Here is a 19,936-nt window from a genome sequence, read left to right on the forward strand (position 1 = left end):
CGTTCCGTCAGGTGTGAAGCGTCACACGTCCTTAGCGGCGATCGCGATTTTGCGGATGACCCGCTCCGGCTCGGGCCGGGCGAGATCGATCGAGAGCAGTCCGTTCGACAGGTCGGCGCCGAGCACCTCCATGCCGTCGGCGAGCAGAAACGCGCGCTGAAACTGCCGCGCCGCGATGCCGCGATGCAGAAACTGACGCGACTTGTCGTCGATTTGGCGACCGCGAACGACGAGTTGGTTCTCCTCCAGCATCACGTCGAGCTGGTCGCGCGTGAATCCGGCAACTGCGAGCGTGATGCGCAGCCGCTCCGGCTCGCTATCCGTGCGGCCGACACGCTCGATGTTGTAGGGCGGATAACCGTCATTCGCGGCTTTCGAGACTCGGTCGAGAGCCTGCTCGATCTCGTCGAAGCCCAAAAGGAAAGGATGCCCGAACGGAGAAGGCCGTGTCATCGTCTCGCGCGAACCTCGTCGAAGCCCCAGGACGATACCCTACGGGAGGCGTCCGGATAGACGCTTCGTGGATGGGGAAGCCCGCCTGGGCAGCGCTTCCGGCGGCGACTGCTCGCCGCTCACACCGATATGGAGGGCGTAGGAGCTGCGTTCAAGCCACGCTCGCTCCGCTGCGATGATCGCTCAAGGAGACGGCGTGGACCTAGCGGCAGGTGATCACAGCTCCGTCTGCCGCGTCGGGTTGCAGCGGTCTCGATAACCTTCCCTTCACCATCGACTTGAAACGCCGGCAGCAGGCGCGGTTTCGCGGAACCATTTAACTCTATCGCAACGCGCCCCGAGCAAATTGGGTGAGCCGAAGATCGAACAACAGATCTCCGACAATAACCACGCAAGCTGCCAGACCAGGAATTTACCAATGAAGACTGTCATGAAGCGCTTCGTCGCCGACGAGTCCGGCGCCACTGCCATCGAATACGGCCTCATTGCTGCCCTCATCGCTATCGCGATCATCGCCGCTGTGAAGGGCGTGGCCACCAGCCTGAACACCACGTTCGGCACCATCGCAACGAAAATCACCACCCCGTAATAGGGAAGCACATCAGCCAGAGGTGTACGGCCGCGTCGCAAGAGACGCTATGAGAATTATGACGAAAGGACCGCTCCCTCGGACCGGTCCTTTCGCGCGTTTCCGGCTCAGTTTGCCAAAAGACCTTAAGCACTCATAGGTACGCAATCATGGGTTGGGCTGGCCTCCTCATCGTTTTCCCGTTCCTGATGGCCTATGCGGCCTCAAGCGACTTGCTGACGATGCTGATCCCTAATTGGATCTCCCTCGCCTTGGTCGTCGCGTTTGCCGCCGTTGCGGCGGTGTCAGGGCTAGGGTGGACGGCGATTGGCTGGCATGTCGGCGCCGCATTGCTTACGCTGTCGATAACATTCACCTTATTCGCCTTCGGAGTGATCGGTGGAGGAGATGCCAAGTTGGCGGCCGCCACGACCCTCTGGACCGGTATCGGTAACATGCTCGACTACCTGCTCGTGGCCTCCGTCCTTGGTGGCGGCCTAACTCTTCTTCTCCTGGCCGTTCGGGCTCATCCGCTTCCGTCACCGCTTCGTCGCCTTCCCTTCGCAATGCATCTGCATGACGGGAAGACAGGCGTCCCTTACGGCATCGCGCTCGCGGCAGCTGGCCTCGCTGTCGTCCCCTATACGGCGCTGTGGTCGGACCTTTACGGCCTCTGAGGCTGATCCGGGTTCGATGCGCCCCGCAGAAAATGGGCGGAATCTTTCAGTCTGACGTCGGCCCGGATTTCATCGAGCAAACCGGAGGTTGATGGACGAGATTCCGTCAGCTTCCCCGGCTGCCTTCGAAGTCGAGCTGGCCGCCGCCCCACGGTTGGACCGGTGCTGAGACCAGGCGATCATCAGTGGTTAACCTTAATTTGAGGAATCTGGCCCAAACCTGACGTTCGAGCGGTGATCGCACCGTCGTCAGGACTTCGGCTCCGATGAAACCAGCACGTCTCGCCGTTCTCGCCATCGCGCTCGTCGCGGGCGGCGGTGCGGCCTTCTTGATGAGCGGCGACGAGGCTCCCCCTCCCCCCTCCCCTGTCGCGCAGGCCCCGGCTCTGCCGACGACGGACGTGCTCGTCGCGGCTGCCGACCTGCCGATGGGCCAGACTCTCAAGCCCGAGGACCTGCGCTGGCAGAGCTGGCCCGACCAGGCGCTCGCAGCCGGCTACGTCACACGTGTGAACTCCCCGAAGGCTCTCGAGGAGACGGCCGGGTCCATGACTCGGCTGAACATTCTCGCCAACGAGCCGATCCGGCCCGAGAAGCTGGTGAAGGCCGGTAGCGGCTTCATGTCGGCGATCCTGCCGACGGGCCTGCGCGCCGTGGCCGTGGAAATTCAGAGGGGAGGCTCGACATCGGCGGGCGGCTTCGTCCTGCCCAACGATCATGTCGACGTCATCAGCATCGGCAAGGTTGGGGGCGGCACGACCGGCGAGCCCATCGCGCAGACGATCCTCACCGACATCCGCGTTCTCGCTGTCGGTCAAGTCGTTCAGGAGCGCAATGGCGAGACCGTCGTCACCGGTGACAACGCCACCTTGGCGCTGACACCCGCCCAGGCAGAGGTCGTTTCGCTCGCGCAGAAGACGGGTGCGATCTCGCTCGCCCTCCGCAGCATCCAGGATACGGGCAAGACGGTGGATACGGCTTCCGCGGATGCGACGCCGGAAGCCGGCCTCACAATCGTTCGCTTCGGCGTCGCCCAACAGCAGCCGCGCCGCTGAGGAAAGCAGTGATGACGATGAACCGCGTGCGCCTGCTCATCCCGGCCCTCTGCGCCATCGCCGTCGCGACGACCGGCGCGGCGCAAGGGCAAACTCGCTCCGGCCTCGGCCAGGCTCCCGTCGTTTCGGTCGGCGCGGACGAGTCCTCTGCCTCCCGACGAGTCGAGCTGACCAGGGGGCGCTCGATGATCATTGATCTCCCGCGCGATGCGAAGGAGGTCTTCGTCGCCAACCCCAACGTCGCGAACGCCGTGGTGCGATCGACGCGTAAGGTGTTCGTCATCGGCATGGAGGAAGGCGCGACCTCGATCTTCGTGATGGATGGTGACGGCCGTCAGATCGCCGCGCTCGACGTGGTCGTCGCGCGCGAGCTCAAGCTTCCACTGCTCCAGCAGACTCTGCAGCAGAGCTTTCCGGGCAGCCGCTTCGAGGTCCGTTCGGCGGGCGACTCGATCATCCTGTCCGGTACCGTCGCATCCGCATCCGATGCCAGCCGTGCAATCGACTTGGCGAACGGGTTCGTCGGCGCTGCCGGGGCGATGGGAGGTGCAGCGGGCGCCGGAGGAGCGGCGGCAACGCGCGGCACGGTGATCAACAACCTGACCATTCGCGAGAAGGATCAGGTGATGCTGCGCGTCACCGTGGTCGAGGTTGCACGGACGGTGCTGAAGCAATTCGGCGTGAATGTGAACGGCAGCTGGTCGAACCTCAATTTCGTCAATCAGACGCCTTTCGCTCTGTCCGGTTCTCAATTTCCAAATGGCAATCTTCTTTCCGGCACGGTCAACACCGGCGGCGGAGGCAGCCTTACTGCTACGCTCAGGGCCTTTGAGCAGGCTGGCGTCTCGCGCATTCTTGCAGAGCCGACGCTAACGGCGATTTCTGGGGAAGCGGCCAACTTCACGGCCGGCGGCGAAATTCCGGTCCCAGCTAGCCAGACGTGCTCGGCTGGAGGCGCGGCTTGCGTCGTCGGCATCGTCTACAAGCCTTACGGCGTCTCACTGACATTTACGCCGATCGTTCTGTCGGAAAACCGTATTTCCATCAGAGTCGGAACAAGCGTCTCCGAAATCGATCCGCAGAATTCATATAACTTCATCAATAACGGCGCCAGCACGCCCGTGCCTGGGCTGACGGTGCGCAAGTCCGAGACGACCGTCGAACTTGCTTCCGGTGCGACGATGATGACCGCCGGCCTGATCCAACAGAAGAACAAGGCGGCGATCGGCGGCCTGCCTGGCCTGATCAACCTGCCGATCCTCGGCGCCTTGTTCCGCTCCCGCGATTACCAGCGCCAGGAGACGGAATTGATGATCATGGTTACGCCGTACATCGCGAAGCCGATGCAGGCGGCCCAGGTCGCGCGTCCCGATGACGGCTTCACCGACGCCACCGATATCCAGGGCGTGCTGCTTGGGCGCGTGAACAAGATCTACGGCTCCGCCCGGGGGCGCCCTCTCGGCCAAGGCTATCGCGGAAATGTCGGCTTCATCGCCGACTGAGCCGGACGCTTATCCTAGAAAATCCATGCTCAGCCCGACGCCGCATCAGGATCGCGAACGATGGCATTCCAACCTTCAAACACGTCTCGATCGCCATTGGCTCTGGCTGTCCTGGTGCTTCTGACCGGCTCCCTCGCTGCCTGCAAGAGTGACCGCGTCGATCAGACGGGCTCGATCTACCCGCACGACGTCCGGGTTAGACACCCGTTCGTTCTCGCCGAGGGTACAACCAAACTCGACATCTTCCCGTCGGGCCCCGGTCATCTCGACCCGCGCCAAGCGGCCGATCTCGACGCCTTCCTGCTCGAATACCGCCGCTACGGGCGGGGATCGCTCGCCATCGACATGCCGCGTGGCGCGTCGTCGGCGGCCACCGCGGCGGCGGAGCGGACCGGCGCGGCAGTCCGTAGGGCGGCCGCCGAGAACGGCTTGCCGAACGGGGTCATCGTCGTAGCGAGCTATGCCGCGGCCGATCCCGGCCTTGCCTCGCCGGTTCGCCTCAGCTTCCAGCAGATGGAGGCCAAGGTCGCGAGCGCCTGCGGATTGTGGCCGCAGGATCTCGGCGTCAGCAGTCCTGTATCCAATCTGCGTAACGAACCCTCGTGGAATCTCGGCTGTGCCACGCGCTCGAACATCGCCGCTCAGATTGCCGACCCGGTCGACCTCGTGCGCGGCCGACCCGAGGGCCGCATCGACACTGTTCGGCGCACGCAGGTCATCGACAAGCTGCGACAGGGCAACGATCCGTCAACCAAATGGAACCAGGATGGGAAGAACGAAGTGAAGAGCAACGTCTCGCAATAGGCCCACCCATCTGGCGATCGGATCGGCCTGCGTCGTTCCGGCTATCACACGCGAGACTCCATCAACCGGAAGCGACACATGCCGGACCCGAACGAGCCGAACGAGCGCATCATCGCCGCGGTCCCCCGGATTACCATCCAGGCCTTCTGCGAGACTGCCGAGACGGCGGCCCTCATAGAGACCACCGTCGGCGACCGGCGCATGCAGAAGGCGCATGTCCGCGTTCAGATGGGCGGCGGCGCGGCCGCGGTCGAGGCGTTCCGCCAGGCTCCGACGCCGAACGTCATCGTGATCGAGATCCAGGGTCCGAAGTCGCGACCGCTCGAGTGTCTCGACGCGTTGGCCGAAGTCTGTGACCCGGGCACCAAGGTCATCATCATCGGTCACGTCAACGACGTGCTGCTCTATCGCCAGTTCCTGCAACGCGGGGTCAGCGAATATCTTATGGCTCCGGTCGAGCCGTTAGGTCTGATTTCGGCGGTGTCCGACTTGTTCTCGGCGCCGGGTGCGAAGCCCGTCGGCCGCACGATCGCGGTATTCGGCGCGCGCGGTGGCGCCGGCTCCTCGACGGTGGCGCATAACCTCGCCTGGACCATCGCCCGCGAGCATGGCACCGCGACGGTGATCGCCGACCTTTCCATTGCTTTTGGCACGGCGAGCCTGAACTTCAACCAGGATCCGCCGCAGGGCATTGCCGAGGCCGTATTCGCGCCGGAACGCCTCGATGCGAACCTGCTCGACCGGCTGCTGTCGAAATGCAGCGACAACCTCAGCTTGCTCTCGGCGCCGGCCACTCTCGACCGGACGGTTGACCTCTCCGAGGCCTCCTTTGACGCCCTGCTCGACCTGCTTCGGGCCGCTGTTCCTTGCATCGTGCTGGACGTTCCGCAGGGTTGGTCGGCCTGGACGCGGCGCATGCTGATCGCTGCCGACGAAATTCTCATCGTCTCGCAGCCTGACCTCGCGTCGCTGCGGAACACGAAGAACCTGCTCGCTGTCCTCGCGCAGAGCCGCCCAAACGATGCGCGCGCCAAGGTGGTGCTCAACAGCGTCGGTGTGCCGAAGCGTCCGGAGATCGCGGCCGCCGAGTTCGCCAAGGCGCTGGACCTGACCCTCAGCGCCGTACTGCCGTTCGATCCTGCCCTGTTCGGCACGGCCGCAAATAACGGCCAGATGATCGCCGAGGTACAGGCCAACGCGAAGCCGGCCGAGATCTTCGGAAGCCTCGCTGCCGCTGTAACCGGCCGCGCCGAGCTCCGCCGCAACCGCCCAAACATGCTCGAGCCGCTGTTGGCCAAGCTCTCGCGCCGCAAGGCGTCCTAGGACACTGAAGGCGCGGGACGCGATGTTCGGCAGACGCACTGGCTCATCCGCAGCTCCGGCACCGGCGCCCCTGCCGCTGCCGGGAGCGCCCCCGCGCGCGGCTGAGCCGATTGCGATACCGGCGCCCGTGGAAGCCCCGGCCCGCCAACAGGCGGCCGCCACGCCTCCTGTGCCGCACAAGTCCGAGGACTACTTCCGCACCAAGAGCATGATCTTCGGAGCGCTGATCGAGGCGATCGACCTCGCTCAGCTCGCACGCCTCGACGGTGAGAGTGCGCGCGAAGAAATTCGCGACATCGTTTCCGAGATCATCGGCCTCAAGAACATCGTTCTGTCGATTGCCGAGCAAGAAGAACTGCTCGACGACATCTGCAATGACGTGCTCGGCTATGGGCCGCTCGAGCCGCTTCTCGCACGCGACGATATCGCGGACGTGATGGTCAACGGAGCGGATCGGACCTTCATCGAAGTCGCCGGCAAGATTCAGCTGACCTCTGTGCGCTTTCGCGACAACGCGCAGCTGATGAACATCTGCCAGCGCATCGTCAGCCAGGTTGGCCGCCGCGTCGACGAGGCCTCGCCGATCTGCGACGCCCGCCTGCCCGACGGCTCACGCGTCAACGTGATCGCTCCGCCGCTGGCCATCGACGGCCCGGCCCTCACGATCCGAAAGTTCAAGAAGGACAAGCTGACCCTCGAACAGCTCGTCCGCTTCGGCGCGATCTCGCCGGAGGGCGCCAAGATCCTGCAGATCATCGGCAAGGTCCGCTGCAACGTCGTGATCTCCGGCGGTACCGGCTCGGGCAAGACGACGCTGCTGAACTGCCTGACGGCCTTCATCGAACTCGACGAGCGGGTCATCACCTGCGAGGACGCTGCCGAATTGCAGCTCCAGCAGCCGCATGTCGTGCGCCTCGAGACGCGACCGCCGAACCTCGAGGGGTCTGGCGCCATCACCATGCGCGACCTCGTCAAAAACTGTCTGCGTATGCGGCCCGAGCGCATCATCGTCGGCGAGGTCCGCGGACCCGAGGCCTTCGACCTCTTACAGGCCATGAACACCGGCCATGACGGCTCGATGGGGACGCTGCACGCCAACTCACCGCGCGAATGCCTGTCACGTATTGAATCAATGATCACGATGGGCGGCTTCTCGCTGCCCTCGCGGACGCTGCGCGAGATGATTACCGGCTCGGTCGACGTCATCATCCAGGCAATGCGCCTGCGCGACGGCTCCCGCCGCATCACCCACATCACCGAAGTGCTCGGGATGGAGGGCGACGTGATCATCACCCAAGACCTGCTCGTCTACGACATCCTCGGCGAGGACGCGAACGGCAAACTGATCGGCCGGCATCGCTCGACCGGCGTTGGGCGCCCGCGCTTCTGGGAGCGGGCCCGCTACTACGGAGAAGAGCGCGCCCTCGCCGCGGCACTCGATGCCGCTGCCGTACCTGAGGCGGCAAACGAATGAACGCGGCCGGCGCCTCAATCGCTGCGGGTCTGGCGGCCGTCGCGGCCGGCGGCATCGCCTATGTGTTCCTGATGCCGCTCCTTTCCGGTGAGCGCCTTGCGGAGCAGCGTGTGAAGGCACTCGGTGCGCCGAAGTCCGCGATCGACCGGACGACCGCGATCAACCGCCGCGAACAGGTCGCCAAGAGCCTCAAGGAAATCGAGGCCAAGAAGGCCAATACGAAGATCACCCTGGAGACCCGGCTCGCCCGCGCAGGCCTCGATTGGTCGCGGAAGAAATTCTTCGTCATCTCGGCGATCATGGGGCTCGTCATCGGCTTCGGCATGCTGATCGTGAGCGGCAACATGCTGGTGGGTCTGGGAGCCGCCTTCGCAGGCGCTTTCGGCTTGCCGCGCTGGATGCTGGGCTTCCTGCAGAAGCGGCGCATCGGCAAGTTCGTGCTCGAGCTCCCGAACGCGATCGACGTCGTCGTGCGCGGCATCCGCTCAGGCATCCCGGTGGGCGACTGTCTGCGGATCATCGCACGGGAGGCCCAGGAGCCCGTGCGCAGCGAGTTCAGGATTGCGATCGAGGCTCAGGCCCTCGGCGTGCCGATGTCGGACGCGATCCTCAAGATGTACGAGCGCGTCCCCGTCAACGACGTCAACTTCTTTGCGATCGTCATCGGCATCCAGGCGAAGTCAGGCGGTAATTTGTCTGAAGCTCTGGGCAACCTTTCCCGCGTGCTGCGCGAGCGTAAGAAGATGGTCGGCAAGGTTCAGGCGATGAGCATGGAGGCGAAAGCTTCCGCCGCGATCATTGCGTGCCTGCCATTCCTCGTTGCCATTCTTACTTATATATCTAGCCCTGATTACATCTCGTTGCTCTGGACGACGCGGGTTGGACAGCTGTCGTTGCTTGGATCGGCTATCTGGATGTCGATCGGTGTCTTCTCGATGAAGAAGATGATCAATTTCGATATTTGAGCTGCCCCGCCTGCCGGATCGCGAGCGGCATGACCACCAGTCCGACGAGGTCGGCGCGCCCAGGACTTGTGACGGATGAACGCTTCCTTCCTCGACACTCTGACCGATCCGAAGCTTGGGGCCATGGTGCTGACTGGCCTCGCCGTGGCGGCCACGGCCTTCGCGCTGGTTCAGCCGCTGCTCGAGCCGGACAGGCTCGGCAAGCGCATGAAGCTCGTCAGCGATGAGCGCGAGCAGTTGCGTCAGCGCGAGCGCGAGAAGCTCGCCACCAAGTCGACGCTGCGCACTGAACCGAAGGCGTACATGAAAAACGTCGTCGAGCGGTTCAACCTCGGCAGTTGGCTCGGGACGGACACATCGAAGAAAAAGCTCGTGATGGCAGGCTATCGCGGCCAGGGGGCCGAGACCGCCTTTCTATTTTTCCGCCTGGTTTCGCCGGCTGCTATGGCCGTGGCCTCCACGGTCTACCTGTTCGTGCTCGACGTGCTGGACCAGCCAGTCATGATCAAGTTGGCGATCGTGATCGCGGCGACTTTCGTCGGAATCAAGCTGCCCGAGCTGTTCCTGACCAATCTGATCGGCAAGCGCCAGGCAGAGATTAGGCGCGCCTGGCCGGATGCCCTCGACCTCGCCCTGATCTGCGTCGAATCGGGCATGGCGGTCGAAAACGCCTTCCGTCGCGTCGGTATCGAGATCGCGGCGCAATCCCTGGTGCTCGCCGAGGAACTCGCCCTGACGGTGGCCGAGCTGTCGTTCCTTCCGGATCGGCGCTTGGCTTACGAGAATATGGGTAACCGGATCGGGCTCGAAGGAGTGAGGGCCGTCGCGACGGCGTTGATCCAGGCCGAGCGCTACGGCACGCCGGTGGGGCAGGCCCTGCGCGTTCTGGCGCAAGAGAGCCGGGACCAACGCCTGACGGCGGCCGAGAAGAAGGCTGCCGCGCTGCCCCCGAAGCTGACGGTGCCGATGATTCTGTTCTTCTTGCCGGTGCTGTTCGTGGTGATCCTGATGCCGGCGAGCATCCAGGTCTTCGGCTACAAGTGACTTGAAGCCGAGTACGGCAGCGCCGAGGCCGGGAACGCTCCGGCCTGGAATAGCTGATACTGTCCGATCAGCCGCGCGGTGCGGCGATCGGTGCTCTCGGCAACTCGCGGCTGAGCGTCTGATCGGGTTTTGCGCTCGCCTGGCGCGCTGCGACCGAACGAAGCGACGCGACGTTGGCCGCCGCCGCCTCGGGGGTGAGATCCTGGCGAAGCACCGTTTCCGCCTCGTCGAACCGACCCTTCAGTCCGAGCGCCAGAGCCAAATTCTGGCGAACGCGGGCGTCGGCGCGCGGTTGCGCACTCGCTAGCCGCAGCGTCGCCTCCGCCTGGTCGAGCTGTCGCCCGAGCAGGTAGGATAGTCCGAGATTCGACAGCACGGTCGGCTCGTTCGGCACGATCTTGAGGGCCGCCTCGTAGAACCCCTGCGCGCTGGCATGATCGCCGAGCTGGTCGGCGACGGTTCCCTGCGCCGAGAGGACACGCCAGTCTGGTTGGGCAGGTGTGTGAGCGTTCTGAAGGACCTCGGCGGCTTCAGCGAACCTGCCGGCGTCGGCGAGGCTCTTGCCGTAGGCGGCCAGCACGGCCCGGTTCTTCGGATTGCGCAGGGCAGTCTGCTGAAGGACGGCGACCGCCTGCGTGCGTTGGTTCGTGGCGCGCAGCACCGAGGCATAGCGCATCGCGACGCCAATATCGGTGGGATCGGCGGTGTATTTCGCGCCCAGCTCATCGATCTCCCCGCGCGTGGCGGCACGCGGCGCGGACCCACTGCCGATGGAGCTCGTGGTCTCGGGCGAGCGCGACTGACATCCGGCTGCGAGAGCCGCGAGGAGCACTGCAGCGCCGAGCGACCGCCCTGCCCTGCCGAAAGATGAGAGGGCGCGAGGTCTCGAAGCCGCCGCACGCATGTTCCGCTCCAAATGACCATCGGTCACGGCATCGCCGTCCCGGGCCTTTGGTGATAGGCCGTTAACCCTAACGGCCCGTAAATCGGCCCCGGCACCCCCAGCAAACCAGTTTTCCTCCTCCCCCATCAGAGCCGATGCAAACTGACCTTCTCGATCTCCTTCCCGCCACCAGCGACGCGATCCCGATCCGTTGCATCGATCCGGCCGAATGGAACAGCGTCGAGGCCGTCCTGACCCCCATCCAGCGCGCCTATGTCGAGACGACCGGCTTCATGCCGAAGGCCGGGCGTCTGTGCCTGCTGCCGAACGCCGAGGGTCGGCTGGAGCGCGTGCTGTTCGGGCTCGGTGACACGACAGCTGCCGCCTATGATCGCTTCACGGCCGGCCGGCTCGTCGGGCTGTTGCCAGAAGGGCGCTACCGCTTCGAGGAAGGTGGCGTCGACCTGGCCGAAGCCACGCTGGCCTGGTTGCTCTCGAGCTATCGCTTCGGCCGCTACAAGGCCTCGCCGGCAAAACTGCCAGCTTTGGCAGCGCCCGAGACGATCGATGCAGACGCGGTGCTGCGCATCGCCCGCGCCGTTGCCGCGGGGCGCGATCTGGTCAACACGCCCTCCAATGATCTCGGCCCGGCCGAGATCGAGGCTGCCGCGCGTGCGCTCGCCGATCGCTTCGGTGCCGCGATCAGCGTGACCAGCGGTGAGGAGCTGGAGCGGGAATTCCCGCTGGTCCATGCCGTCGGCAAGGCCTCGACGCGGCCTCCCCAGCTGATCGACCTGACATGGGGACCGGCCGACGCGCCACGCGTCACGCTGGTCGGCAAAGGTGTCGTGTTCGATACCGGTGGCCTCGACATCAAGCCGTCGAGCGGCATGCTTCTCATGAAGAAGGACATGGGCGGTTCGGCCGCGGCGCTCAGCGCTGCCGAGATGGTGATGGGTTCGGGCCTGAACCTCCGTTTGCGCCTCATTATCCCAACGGTCGAGAACGCGATCGCTGGCAACGCTTTCCGTCCCGGCGACATTCTGCGCGCCCGCTCGGGCCTGACGGTCGAGATCGGTAATACCGATGCGGAGGGCCGGCTGATCCTGGCGGATGCCCTCACGCTCGCGGAAGCGGAGAGACCGGACCTGATCATCGACTTCGCGACTTTGACGGGGGCAGCCCGCACAGCCCTCGGACCGGATCTGCCGGCCTATTTCACCGAAGACGACGCCCTGGCGAGCGCGGTTGACGAAGCCGGCCGCGCCGCAATCGATCCGGTCTGGCGCCTGCCGCTCCACGCGCCCTATGCCAGCCTGCTGGATTCGAAGGTCGCCGATCTCAACAATGTGTCGGGCGGCCCTTTCGCTGGGGCGATCACCGCGGCGCTCTTCCTCCGCCGCTTCGCGTCGAAAACGAAACGGCATCTGCATTTCGATCTCTACGGCTGGAACCCGTCGACGAAGCCGGGCCGGCCGGAAGGCGGCGAGGTCCAGACGGCGCGCCTCGTCCACCAACTGCTCAAGACGCTCTACCCGGCTGCCTGAAGCTGCCGCAGGCCGTTCAGGCGAGGCCCAGCGCTTCCTTCTCGGCGGCATAGGCCTCACGCACCGGCTCGGCACCATAGAGACGCTCCAGGCGACGCACGGTGAAATGCGCACGCGCCATCGCCTGGAAGTGGTTCATGAAGGCGGTGTTGACCGCAGCGCCGCCGAAGGCACCGAGCACCGGAACGGCCTGCGCAGCGAGCTTCTGCGAGACGACGATTCCGAAGCGTGCCGCGATCTGCGAGGCGAAGCGGATCAGCGCGGGCGCGGAGGAATCGAGGACCGAGCGATGGGCGGCGTATTTCGCGGCCTCGGCCATGGTTTTGGCGAGCGCGGCGCGCACGGCGAAGTAGCCGCTCTCGGACAATGCCGTGTCTGCGCCGCTCTTGCCGCCGAGCGCGAAGACCTCGACGCAGGCCAGCGCATTCTCGGGATCGCTCAGGTCCTCGCCCTCTTCGCGGGCGATTTCCGCGATCGAGCGCAGCATCAAGGTCGTCGAGACCGGCAGCTCGACGGCGAGCGACGCGAGCCCGAAGGCTCCGCCGACCGCGCCCGACAGAGCGGCCATGGCCTTGTGCTTCGAGTCGCTCGACGGGAACAGGCGCCCAAGCCGATTGCCGGGTTCCTCGGTCACCGTCTCGACCTCGGAGCCCGCCGGGGTCACGGCCTTGTGCGGCAGCGTCGCCAGGGCGACGCGAAGGGCTGCCCGCATCGCCCCTTCCGCCGAGCGTGCGACGACGTCCGTCACCGGCGCGGGAAGCGAGCGGCCGATGATGTCGAGGGGCGCGCCGGCCGCTGCCGAGAGCCGAGAAGCCAGACTCGGCTTCTCGAGGACAGCGACCGCGCGGCGCAGCGCCGCCAGATCCTCGTCACTGAGCGACGCGAATGGCGCGACGCGGACCGGAAGGATTTCGCTGGCCGGGGTGATCTCGTTCACGTCTGCGCCCTCGCGGTTGCCGCAGGAATGCCGGTTGAAGAAATTTCCGGGGCCTCGACAGGGTTCCCTGCGCCCGTCGCTGCGCTGGCCTTGGCCCGCTCGGGTACGCGTCCCACCGCGAAGCAAAGCGCCACGACCGGGATGCCGACAGCAGCCGTCATCGTGAAGAAGGCCGGGTAGCCGTAGGCAGCAACCACGAATCCGGACAGGCCCGCGACGAGCTTGCCCGGCAGAGCATAGAGTGAGGAGAACAGCGCGTATTGCGTGGCCGCATAGCCAGGCGTCGTCAGGCTCGACATGTACGTGATGAGCGCAATGCCGGCAAAGGAGCCGCACAGGCTCTCGATCGAAACGGTGATGGCGAGCCGCCACAGCTCGGGCTCTCCGGTGGAGAGCCAAGCCATCGAGAGATGCGAGGCGGCGGCGATGAAGGCGCCGGTGACCAGCGCCGGGAACATGCCGAAGCGCGAGATTGCCCAGCCGCCCGCGAAGCCGCCCGCGATGCCCACCCAGATGCCGACGAGCTTCACGATGGTCGCGATCTGCGGCAGGTCGTAGCCGAGCTTGATGTAGAGAGGGTTCGCCATCACGCCGGAGATGAAGTCCGGCATTCGATAGAGCGCGACGAGGAGCAGCACCGCGAACAGCGCGTTGCCCATCCGGCCGTGCAATTCGGTCAGCGGCTCGAAGACCGCGCGGCGCATGCGATCCATCGGGCTCGCGCGGCCGGCGTCCTGCGGCTTTTCGCTGGTCTCGCGCTTCTGGTCGTAGCGACCGGCGAAGAGCGCGGCGATCAGGCCGATGCCCATCGAGGCCGCCATGATCAGATAGGCGAGCGTCCAGCCGCCATAAGCTGCGATGTAGAGAGCGCCGGCGCCCGCCAGGATCAGACCGAAGCGGTAGCCGAGGTTCGAGGTCGCGGCGAGGATACCCTGCATGTCGGTACCGGCCGCCTCGATGCGCCAGCCGTCGATGACCACGTCCTGTGTCGCCGCGCAGAAGGCGACGAGGAAGGCGCCGAGCCCGAGAAGCGCGAGGCTGTGCTCCGGATCGGAGAAAGCCATGAGGACGAGTGCAAGCGCTGTCGCGATCTGCGTCGCCACCATCCAGGCGCGTCGTCGTCCTAGCCAATTCGCCAGCACGGGCAGGTCGATCCGGTCGATGGTCGGCGCCCACAGGAACTTCAGCGAATACGGCATCGCGACGTAGCTGAATAATCCGATCGCCTTGATGTCGATCGACGATTGCGCGAGCCGCAGCGTGAAGGTGCCGAGCACGAGCAGAAGCGGCAGGCCCGAGGAGAAGCCGAGCGCTAGCATCTGGATGACGCGCGGATCCTCGAAGAGGTCGCGCATGCGGAATTTCCGGCCCTGGGGCTGGGTCGCGCCTGAACTCGTCGCGGCCATGGGTCGAACTCCTCGCATTTGAGAGGGTCGTATCCGCAAGAATCGTGGCAGTCTTGCGCCGCTTACGCGTTGCGGGCGCGCTCTTTTTTCAGTCGGTAGAGCGCTTCGAGCGCTTCGCGCGGCGTCATCGCGTCGGGGTCGAGTTCGTCGACGAGGATGCCGATGCCGTCATCGACCACGATGGGCGGTGCGGGCTCGGCCGGCGGGGTGTCGGCGAAGCTCGCGAAGAGTGGCAGGTCCTCGATCCGCTTGCGGCTCGGCCGGTCGCGCTCGGAGGCTTCCAGCCCCTTCAGGATCGCCCCGGCACGAGCAACCACGGGCTTCGGCAGTCCGGCGAGGCGAGCGACCTGCAGCCCGTAGGAGCGCTCGGCGACGCCAGGAACGACCTCGTGCAGGAAGACCACCTCGCCGCGATGCTCTGTGACACGCAGTGTAGCGTTGTCGAGCCGGGTCAGGCGCTGCGACAGCGCGGTCAACTCGTGAAAATGCGTGGCAAACAGCGCCCGGCAGCCATTGGTCTCGTGCAGATGCTCCAGGCAGGCCCAGGCGATGGACAGGCCGTCGAAGGTCGCGGTGCCCCGGCCGATCTCGTCGAGGACGACGAGGGAGCGCCGGGTCGCCTGGTTCAGGATCGCGGCGGTCTCGACCATCTCGACCATGAAGGTCGAGTGCCCGCGTGCGAGATCGTCCGCCGCGCCGACGCGGGAATACAGCCGGTCGACGAGCCCGAGATGCGCGGCGCGCGCCGGCACGAATGCGCCCATCTGCGCGAGCACGACGATCAGTGCGTTCTGGCGCAGGAAGGTGGACTTGCCGCCCATGTTCGGGCCGGTGACGAGGCGGATGCGGCCGCTTTCCTTGCCGGACAGGTCGCACTGGTTGGCGATGAAGGGCTCGCCGGAGCGGCGCAAGGCGGCTTCGACCACGGGATGGCGTCCGCCCTCGATAGTGAAGGCGACGCTCTCGTCGAGCCGGGGCCGAACCCAATCGAGTTCCACGGCGAGTTCCGCGTGGCTCGCGGCGACGTCGAGGTTTGCCAAGGCCTCGGCAACGCCGGCGACAACCTCGGTCTGGGCGAGCACAAGGCCGGCTAGACGTTCGAAAACCTCGCCCTCAATGACGAGCACGCGGTCCGAGGCTCCGGCGATCTTCGATTCCAGCTCGCCCAACTCGACGCTGGTGAAGCGCATCGCGTCCACCATGGTCTGGCGGTGGATGAAGTCTTTCATCAAGCCCTTGAGGCAGGCCTCGCCCACCGCTTGCGGTACCTCGATGTAGAAGCCGAGCACGTTGTTATGCTTGATACGGAGGGTCCGGCAGCCGGATTGCTCGGCGTAGCGGGCTTGCAACGCGGCGACCACCTTTCGGGAATCGCGGCCGAGCTCGCGGGCCTCGTCGATCTCGGCGTGATAGCCGGTGCGGACGAAATTGCCGTCGCGGCGGTTGAGCGGAAGCTCGTCGGACAACGCCGCCGCGAGTTCGGCGACGAGGCCGGTATCGACCCCGGCGAGATGCCCGCCAATCTCCTTCAGGAGACGCGGTGCCTCCTTGGCATCAGCGAGACGACCGGAGATCCGTGCTGCTGCGTCGAGGCCATCGCGCAGGGCCGCGAGATCGCGCGGGCCGGCCCGCCCGAGGCCGATTCTCAAGAGGGCCCGCGCGATGTCGGGGGCACTCGCCAGCACATCGCGCAGCGGGCCGCGCAGGCTCGGCTCGCCGACGAGATAGCCGACCGCGGCATGGCGGGCGCCGATGGCTTCGAGATCGGTCAGCGGTCCGGCGAGATGCTCGGCGAGCAGTCGGGCGCCACCGGCCGAGACGGTACGGTCGATCGTGTCGAGCAGGCTGCCTTTGCGCTCACCGGAAAGCGTGCGGGTCAATTCGAGATTGGCGCGTGTCGCCGCATCGATCGACAGCGTCGCGCCGCTGGCCTCGCGGGTCGGGGCGGAGAGTGGCACGCGGGTGCCGATCTGCGTGCGCTCGATGTACAGCAGCGCCGCACCCGCCGCCGCGATCTCGGCGCGGCTGAACTGACCGAACCCGTCGAGGGTGGTGACGCCGAATTGTTCGCGGATGCGCCGTTCGGCCGAGGCTGGTTCCAGCTCGGCCTGAGCCAGCGGCACCACGGCAGCGGACGTGTCGCGCCAGAGCCGAGCCAGCGCCGGATCAGAGTGGATCGCCTCGGACAGCACGATTTCGCGCGGCTCGTAGCGGGCGATGGCTGCCGATAAGGCGCCGTCGGCGACTTCGCTCAGCGAGAAGCGCCCCGTCGAGATGTCGAGCGCGGCGAGGCCGTAGGCATGTGACTGCTCTGAGACTTTGCGGCGGCCGATGGCGAGCAGCAGGTTGGCGCGGGCCGGGTCGAGCAGCCGGTCCTCGGTGATGGTGCCGGGCGTGACGAGGCGCTGCACTTCGCGCCGAACCACCGATTTCGGCCCGCGCTTCTTGGCCTCGGCCGGATCCTCGACCTGCTGGCAGACGGCAACACGGTGGCCGAGAGCGATCAGGCGGCTAAGATAGTCGTCGGCGCGCTCCACCGGCACGCCGCACATCGGGATCTCGGAGCCTGCATGCTTGCCGCGCTTGGTCAGCACGATCCCGAGGGCACGGGAGGCGATCTCGGCATCTTCGAAGAACAGCTCGAAGAAGTCGCCCATCCGGTAGAACAGCAGGCAGTCGGTATTGGCCGCCTTGATCTCCAGGTATTGCGCCATCATCGGCGTCGCCCCGGCGCGGTCGAAGGAAATGGGCTCTTTCGCGGTCACGGGTTCGCGGCTCATGCGGCGACGCTTAACAGAAGCAGCCCGCTGAATCAGGCGAGCGCCGAATCTCGCCTGGGGAAACGGCTCCGCTTTCTGCAACGCCGAGCTTCGGCTGCATCGCCCAAAGTCTTGGTTGAGCCCACTGGCGGGCGGCAGTAGGCCACTGCCTCAAAAGAGGAAACGCCGATGACCGACAGCACGCCCATCCAGCCACGCAAGCGTCCGACCTTCACGGAAGATGAGGCACTCACCTTCCATGCCGGTGATCGGCCCGGCAAGCTGGAGGTCATAGCCACGAAGCCGATGGCGACGCAGCGCGACCTTTCGCTCGCCTATTCGCCCGGTGTCGCCGTGCCGGTGCTCGCCATCGCCGAGGATTCGTCGAAGGCCTACGACTACACGGCCAAAGGCAACCTCGTCGGCGTGATCTCGAACGGCACGGCAATCCTCGGCCTTGGAAATCGCGGCGCGCTCGCCTCGAAGCCCGTGATGGAAGGCAAGGCGGTGCTATTCAAGCGTTTCGCCGATGTCGATGCCTTCGATCTCGAAGTCGGCACCGAGGACCCGGACGAATTCATCAATGCGGTGCGCTACCTCGGGCCCACTTTCGGCGGGATCAACCTGGAGGACATCAAGGCCCCGGAATGCTTCATCATCGAGGCGCGCCTGCGCGAGCTGATGGACATCCCGGTCTTTCACGATGACCAGCACGGTACCGCGATCATCGCCGCGGCCGGCATTCTCAACGCGCTTCACCTGACGGGCCGCGACATCTCCAAGGCCACGCTCGTCGTGAATGGTGCGGGCGCGGCCGGCATCGCCTGCATCGAACTCCTGAAGGCCATGGGATTCGGCCACCGGAACGTGATCCTCTGCGACACCAAGGGCGTCGTCTACGAAGGCCGTACCGAGGGCATGAACCAGTGGAAGTCGGCCCACGCAGTACCCACCGACAAGCGCACGCTGGCGCAGGCCATGGTGGGCGCAGACATCGTGTTCGGTCTCTCGGTGAAAGGCGCCTTCTCGGCCGAGATGATTGCATCGATGGCGCCAAACCCGATCATTTTCGCAATGGCGAACCCGGATCCGGAAATCACCGTCGAAGAGGTCGGGCAGATCCGCACCGACGCGATCGTCGCTACCGGCCGCTCGGATTATCCCAACCAGGTCAACAACGTCCTGGGCTTCCCCTACATCTTCCGCGGGGCGCTCGACGTGCGCGCCAGCGCGATCAACATGGAGATGAAGATCGCGGCTGCCGAAGCCCTTGCGGCCCTAGCCCGCGAGGACGTGCCCGACGAGGTCGCAGCCGCGTACCAGGGCAGCCGACCGCGCTTCGGGCGCGAATACATCATCCCGGTGCCCTTCGATCCGCGCCTGATCCACACGGTGCCGCCGGCCGTCGCGAAGGCTGCGATGGACACGGGTGTCGCACGCAAGCCCATCGAGGACATGGCGGCCTATCGCGATCGGCTCTCGGCCCGCCGTGACCCGGTGGCCGGCGTGCTCAACCGCGTCTTCGAGCGCGTGCGCAAGTTCCCCAAGCGCGTGGTCTTCGCGGAGGGCGAAGAAGAACTGGTCATCCGCGCCGCCGTCTCCTTTGCGAACCAGGGCCTGGGCACCGCGATCCTGGTCGGACGCGAGGACCGCGTGAAGGCGAATGCGGCGGCTGTCGGCATCGACCTGGAGAAGCGCGAGACCATCGAGATTCACAACGCTTCGCTGTCGACGCGAAACGACGACTATGCCGGGCACCTCTACGCGCGCATGCAGCGTCAGGGGTTCCTGCTGCGCGATTGTCATCGTCTGATCAACCAGGACCGCAACGTCTTCGGCGCAACCATGGTCGCGCTCGGCGATGCGGACGCCATGGTGACCGGCGCGACGCGCAACTACTCCCTCGCTCTCGAGGATGTCCGCCGCGTCATCGACGTGAAGCCCGGACACAGGGTCATCGGCCTCTCGGCGGTGGTCGCGCGCGGCCGCACCGTGCTCGTCGCCGACACGGCCATCACCGAGATGCCGAATGCGCAGGAGATCGCCGAGATCGCCATTGAGGCTGCCGGTGCTGCGCGCAAGCTCGGCACCGAGCCGCGCGTCGCCCTGCTCTCCTTCTCGACCTTCGGGCATCCTAAGGGCGAGCGCATGGAGAAGGTGCGTGAGGCGGTGCGCATCCTCGACGGCATGAAGCTCGACTTCGCTTACGAGGGCGAGATGGCGGCCGACATCGCTCTCGATCACGAGCTGATGCAGCGCTACTATCCGTTCAGCCGTCTCAAGGAGCCAGCCAATGTGCTGGTGATGCCGGCTTTCCACTCGGCATCAATCTCCACCAAGATGCTGCAGGAACTCGGTGGTGCGATGGTGCTCGGCCCGATCCTGGTCGGGCTCGACAAGGCCGTGCAGATCGTGCCGCTCGGCGCGACCGATGCCGACCTCGTCAACATGGCTGCGCTCGCCGCGTTCGATATCGGCGGCTGAGGCGCCTTCAATCAGGAAACAGCCGATCCGCGCGAGGGGGCGGTGCGCGGACCGG

General features: G+C 65.8%; 16 protein-coding genes. 11 read left to right on the top strand and 5 right to left on the bottom strand.

What is annotated here, in order from left to right; translation table 11 throughout:
- Positions 1 to 21 precede the first annotated feature (21 nt).
- The gene (locus HCU64_RS15585) at positions 22 to 453 is read right to left on the bottom strand and encodes an Hsp20 family protein (protein WP_233384981.1); all 432 of its coding nucleotides are present in this window, start codon (positions 451 to 453) and stop codon (positions 22 to 24) included.
- Between the two features lie 430 nt (positions 454 to 883).
- Here HCU64_RS15585 and HCU64_RS15590 point away from each other — a divergent pair, with 430 nt between their 5' ends.
- The 9 genes from HCU64_RS15590 (at position 884) to HCU64_RS15630 (ending at position 9,865) form a co-directional block, all read left to right on the top strand.
- Complete coding sequence (locus HCU64_RS15590) at positions 884 to 1,042, top strand: Flp family type IVb pilin (protein ID WP_442785972.1); 159 nt, start codon at positions 884 to 886, stop codon at positions 1,040 to 1,042.
- Between the two features lie 149 nt (positions 1,043 to 1,191).
- Positions 1,192 to 1,698 (top strand): A24 family peptidase, encoded by a 507-nt coding sequence (locus HCU64_RS15595; protein ID WP_233384983.1) that lies wholly within the window; start codon positions 1,192 to 1,194, stop codon positions 1,696 to 1,698.
- 266 nt (positions 1,699 to 1,964) lie between these two features.
- Positions 1,965 to 2,753 carry a Flp pilus assembly protein CpaB gene (gene cpaB, locus HCU64_RS15600; RefSeq protein ID WP_233384984.1) on the top strand — a complete coding sequence of 263 codons (789 nt, stop codon included), beginning with the start codon at positions 1,965 to 1,967 and terminating at the stop codon, positions 2,751 to 2,753.
- A gap of 8 nt (positions 2,754 to 2,761) precedes the next feature.
- Positions 2,762 to 4,255 (top strand): type II and III secretion system protein family protein, encoded by a 1,494-nt coding sequence (locus tag HCU64_RS15605; protein WP_442785973.1) that lies wholly within the window; start codon positions 2,762 to 2,764, stop codon positions 4,253 to 4,255.
- A 60-nt stretch (positions 4,256 to 4,315) separates the two neighbouring features.
- Positions 4,316 to 5,059, top strand: a complete 744-nt coding sequence (locus HCU64_RS15610) for a CpaD family pilus assembly protein (protein ID WP_233384986.1) — start codon at positions 4,316 to 4,318, stop codon at positions 5,057 to 5,059.
- Positions 5,060 to 5,137: 78 nt separating this feature from the next.
- Positions 5,138 to 6,382, top strand: a complete 1,245-nt coding sequence (locus tag HCU64_RS15615; RefSeq protein WP_233384987.1) for an AAA family ATPase — start codon at positions 5,138 to 5,140, stop codon at positions 6,380 to 6,382.
- Between the two features lie 22 nt (positions 6,383 to 6,404).
- On the top strand, positions 6,405 to 7,856 hold the full coding sequence (locus tag HCU64_RS15620) for a CpaF family protein (RefSeq protein WP_233384988.1): 1,452 nt from the start codon (positions 6,405 to 6,407) through the stop codon (positions 7,854 to 7,856).
- Entirely contained in the window at positions 7,853 to 8,821 is a 969-nt protein-coding gene (locus HCU64_RS15625) for a type II secretion system F family protein (RefSeq protein ID WP_233384990.1), read from the top strand. The genes HCU64_RS15620 and HCU64_RS15625 overlap by 4 nt, the downstream gene beginning before the upstream one ends.
- A 75-nt stretch (positions 8,822 to 8,896) precedes the next feature.
- Positions 8,897 to 9,865, top strand: coding sequence for a type II secretion system F family protein (locus HCU64_RS15630; protein ID WP_233384991.1), 969 nt, complete (start codon positions 8,897 to 8,899; stop codon positions 9,863 to 9,865).
- Positions 9,866 to 9,932: 67 nt separating this feature from the next.
- Here the strand turns inward: HCU64_RS15630 and HCU64_RS15635 are convergent, their stop codons facing one another.
- Positions 9,933 to 10,769 (bottom strand): tetratricopeptide repeat protein, encoded by an 837-nt coding sequence (locus HCU64_RS15635; RefSeq protein ID WP_233384994.1) that lies wholly within the window; start codon positions 10,767 to 10,769, stop codon positions 9,933 to 9,935.
- A gap of 134 nt (positions 10,770 to 10,903) precedes the next feature.
- Between HCU64_RS15635 and HCU64_RS15640 the strand changes: the two genes are divergently transcribed.
- Positions 10,904 to 12,295, top strand: coding sequence for a leucyl aminopeptidase family protein (locus tag HCU64_RS15640; RefSeq protein WP_233384995.1), 1,392 nt, complete (start codon positions 10,904 to 10,906; stop codon positions 12,293 to 12,295).
- A gap of 16 nt (positions 12,296 to 12,311) precedes the next feature.
- Here the strand turns inward: HCU64_RS15640 and HCU64_RS15645 are convergent, their stop codons facing one another.
- The 3 genes from HCU64_RS15645 to mutS all read right to left on the bottom strand — a co-directional run bounded on the left by HCU64_RS15645 (position 12,312) and on the right by mutS (position 17,418).
- Positions 12,312 to 13,232: an EcsC family protein gene (locus tag HCU64_RS15645; protein ID WP_233384996.1), complete on the bottom strand. Its 921-nt coding sequence runs from the start codon at positions 13,230 to 13,232 to the stop codon at positions 12,312 to 12,314.
- Positions 13,229 to 14,638, bottom strand: coding sequence for an AmpG family muropeptide MFS transporter (locus tag HCU64_RS15650; RefSeq protein WP_233384997.1), 1,410 nt, complete (start codon positions 14,636 to 14,638; stop codon positions 13,229 to 13,231). Before HCU64_RS15650 ends, HCU64_RS15645 begins: the two co-directional genes overlap by 4 nt.
- A gap of 62 nt (positions 14,639 to 14,700) precedes the next feature.
- Entirely contained in the window at positions 14,701 to 17,418 is a 2,718-nt protein-coding gene (gene mutS / locus HCU64_RS15655; RefSeq protein ID WP_233384998.1) for a DNA mismatch repair protein MutS, read from the bottom strand.
- A gap of 168 nt (positions 17,419 to 17,586) precedes the next feature.
- Here mutS and HCU64_RS15660 point away from each other — a divergent pair, with 168 nt between their 5' ends.
- Positions 17,587 to 19,881 (top strand): NADP-dependent malic enzyme, encoded by a 2,295-nt coding sequence (locus tag HCU64_RS15660; protein WP_233384999.1) that lies wholly within the window; start codon positions 17,587 to 17,589, stop codon positions 19,879 to 19,881.
- Positions 19,882 to 19,936: the final 55 nt, after the last annotated feature.

Origin of the sequence: Methylobacterium sp. C25 (genome assembly GCF_021352225.1) — a bacterium.
Taxonomy (GTDB): domain Bacteria; phylum Pseudomonadota; class Alphaproteobacteria; order Rhizobiales; family Beijerinckiaceae; genus Methylobacterium.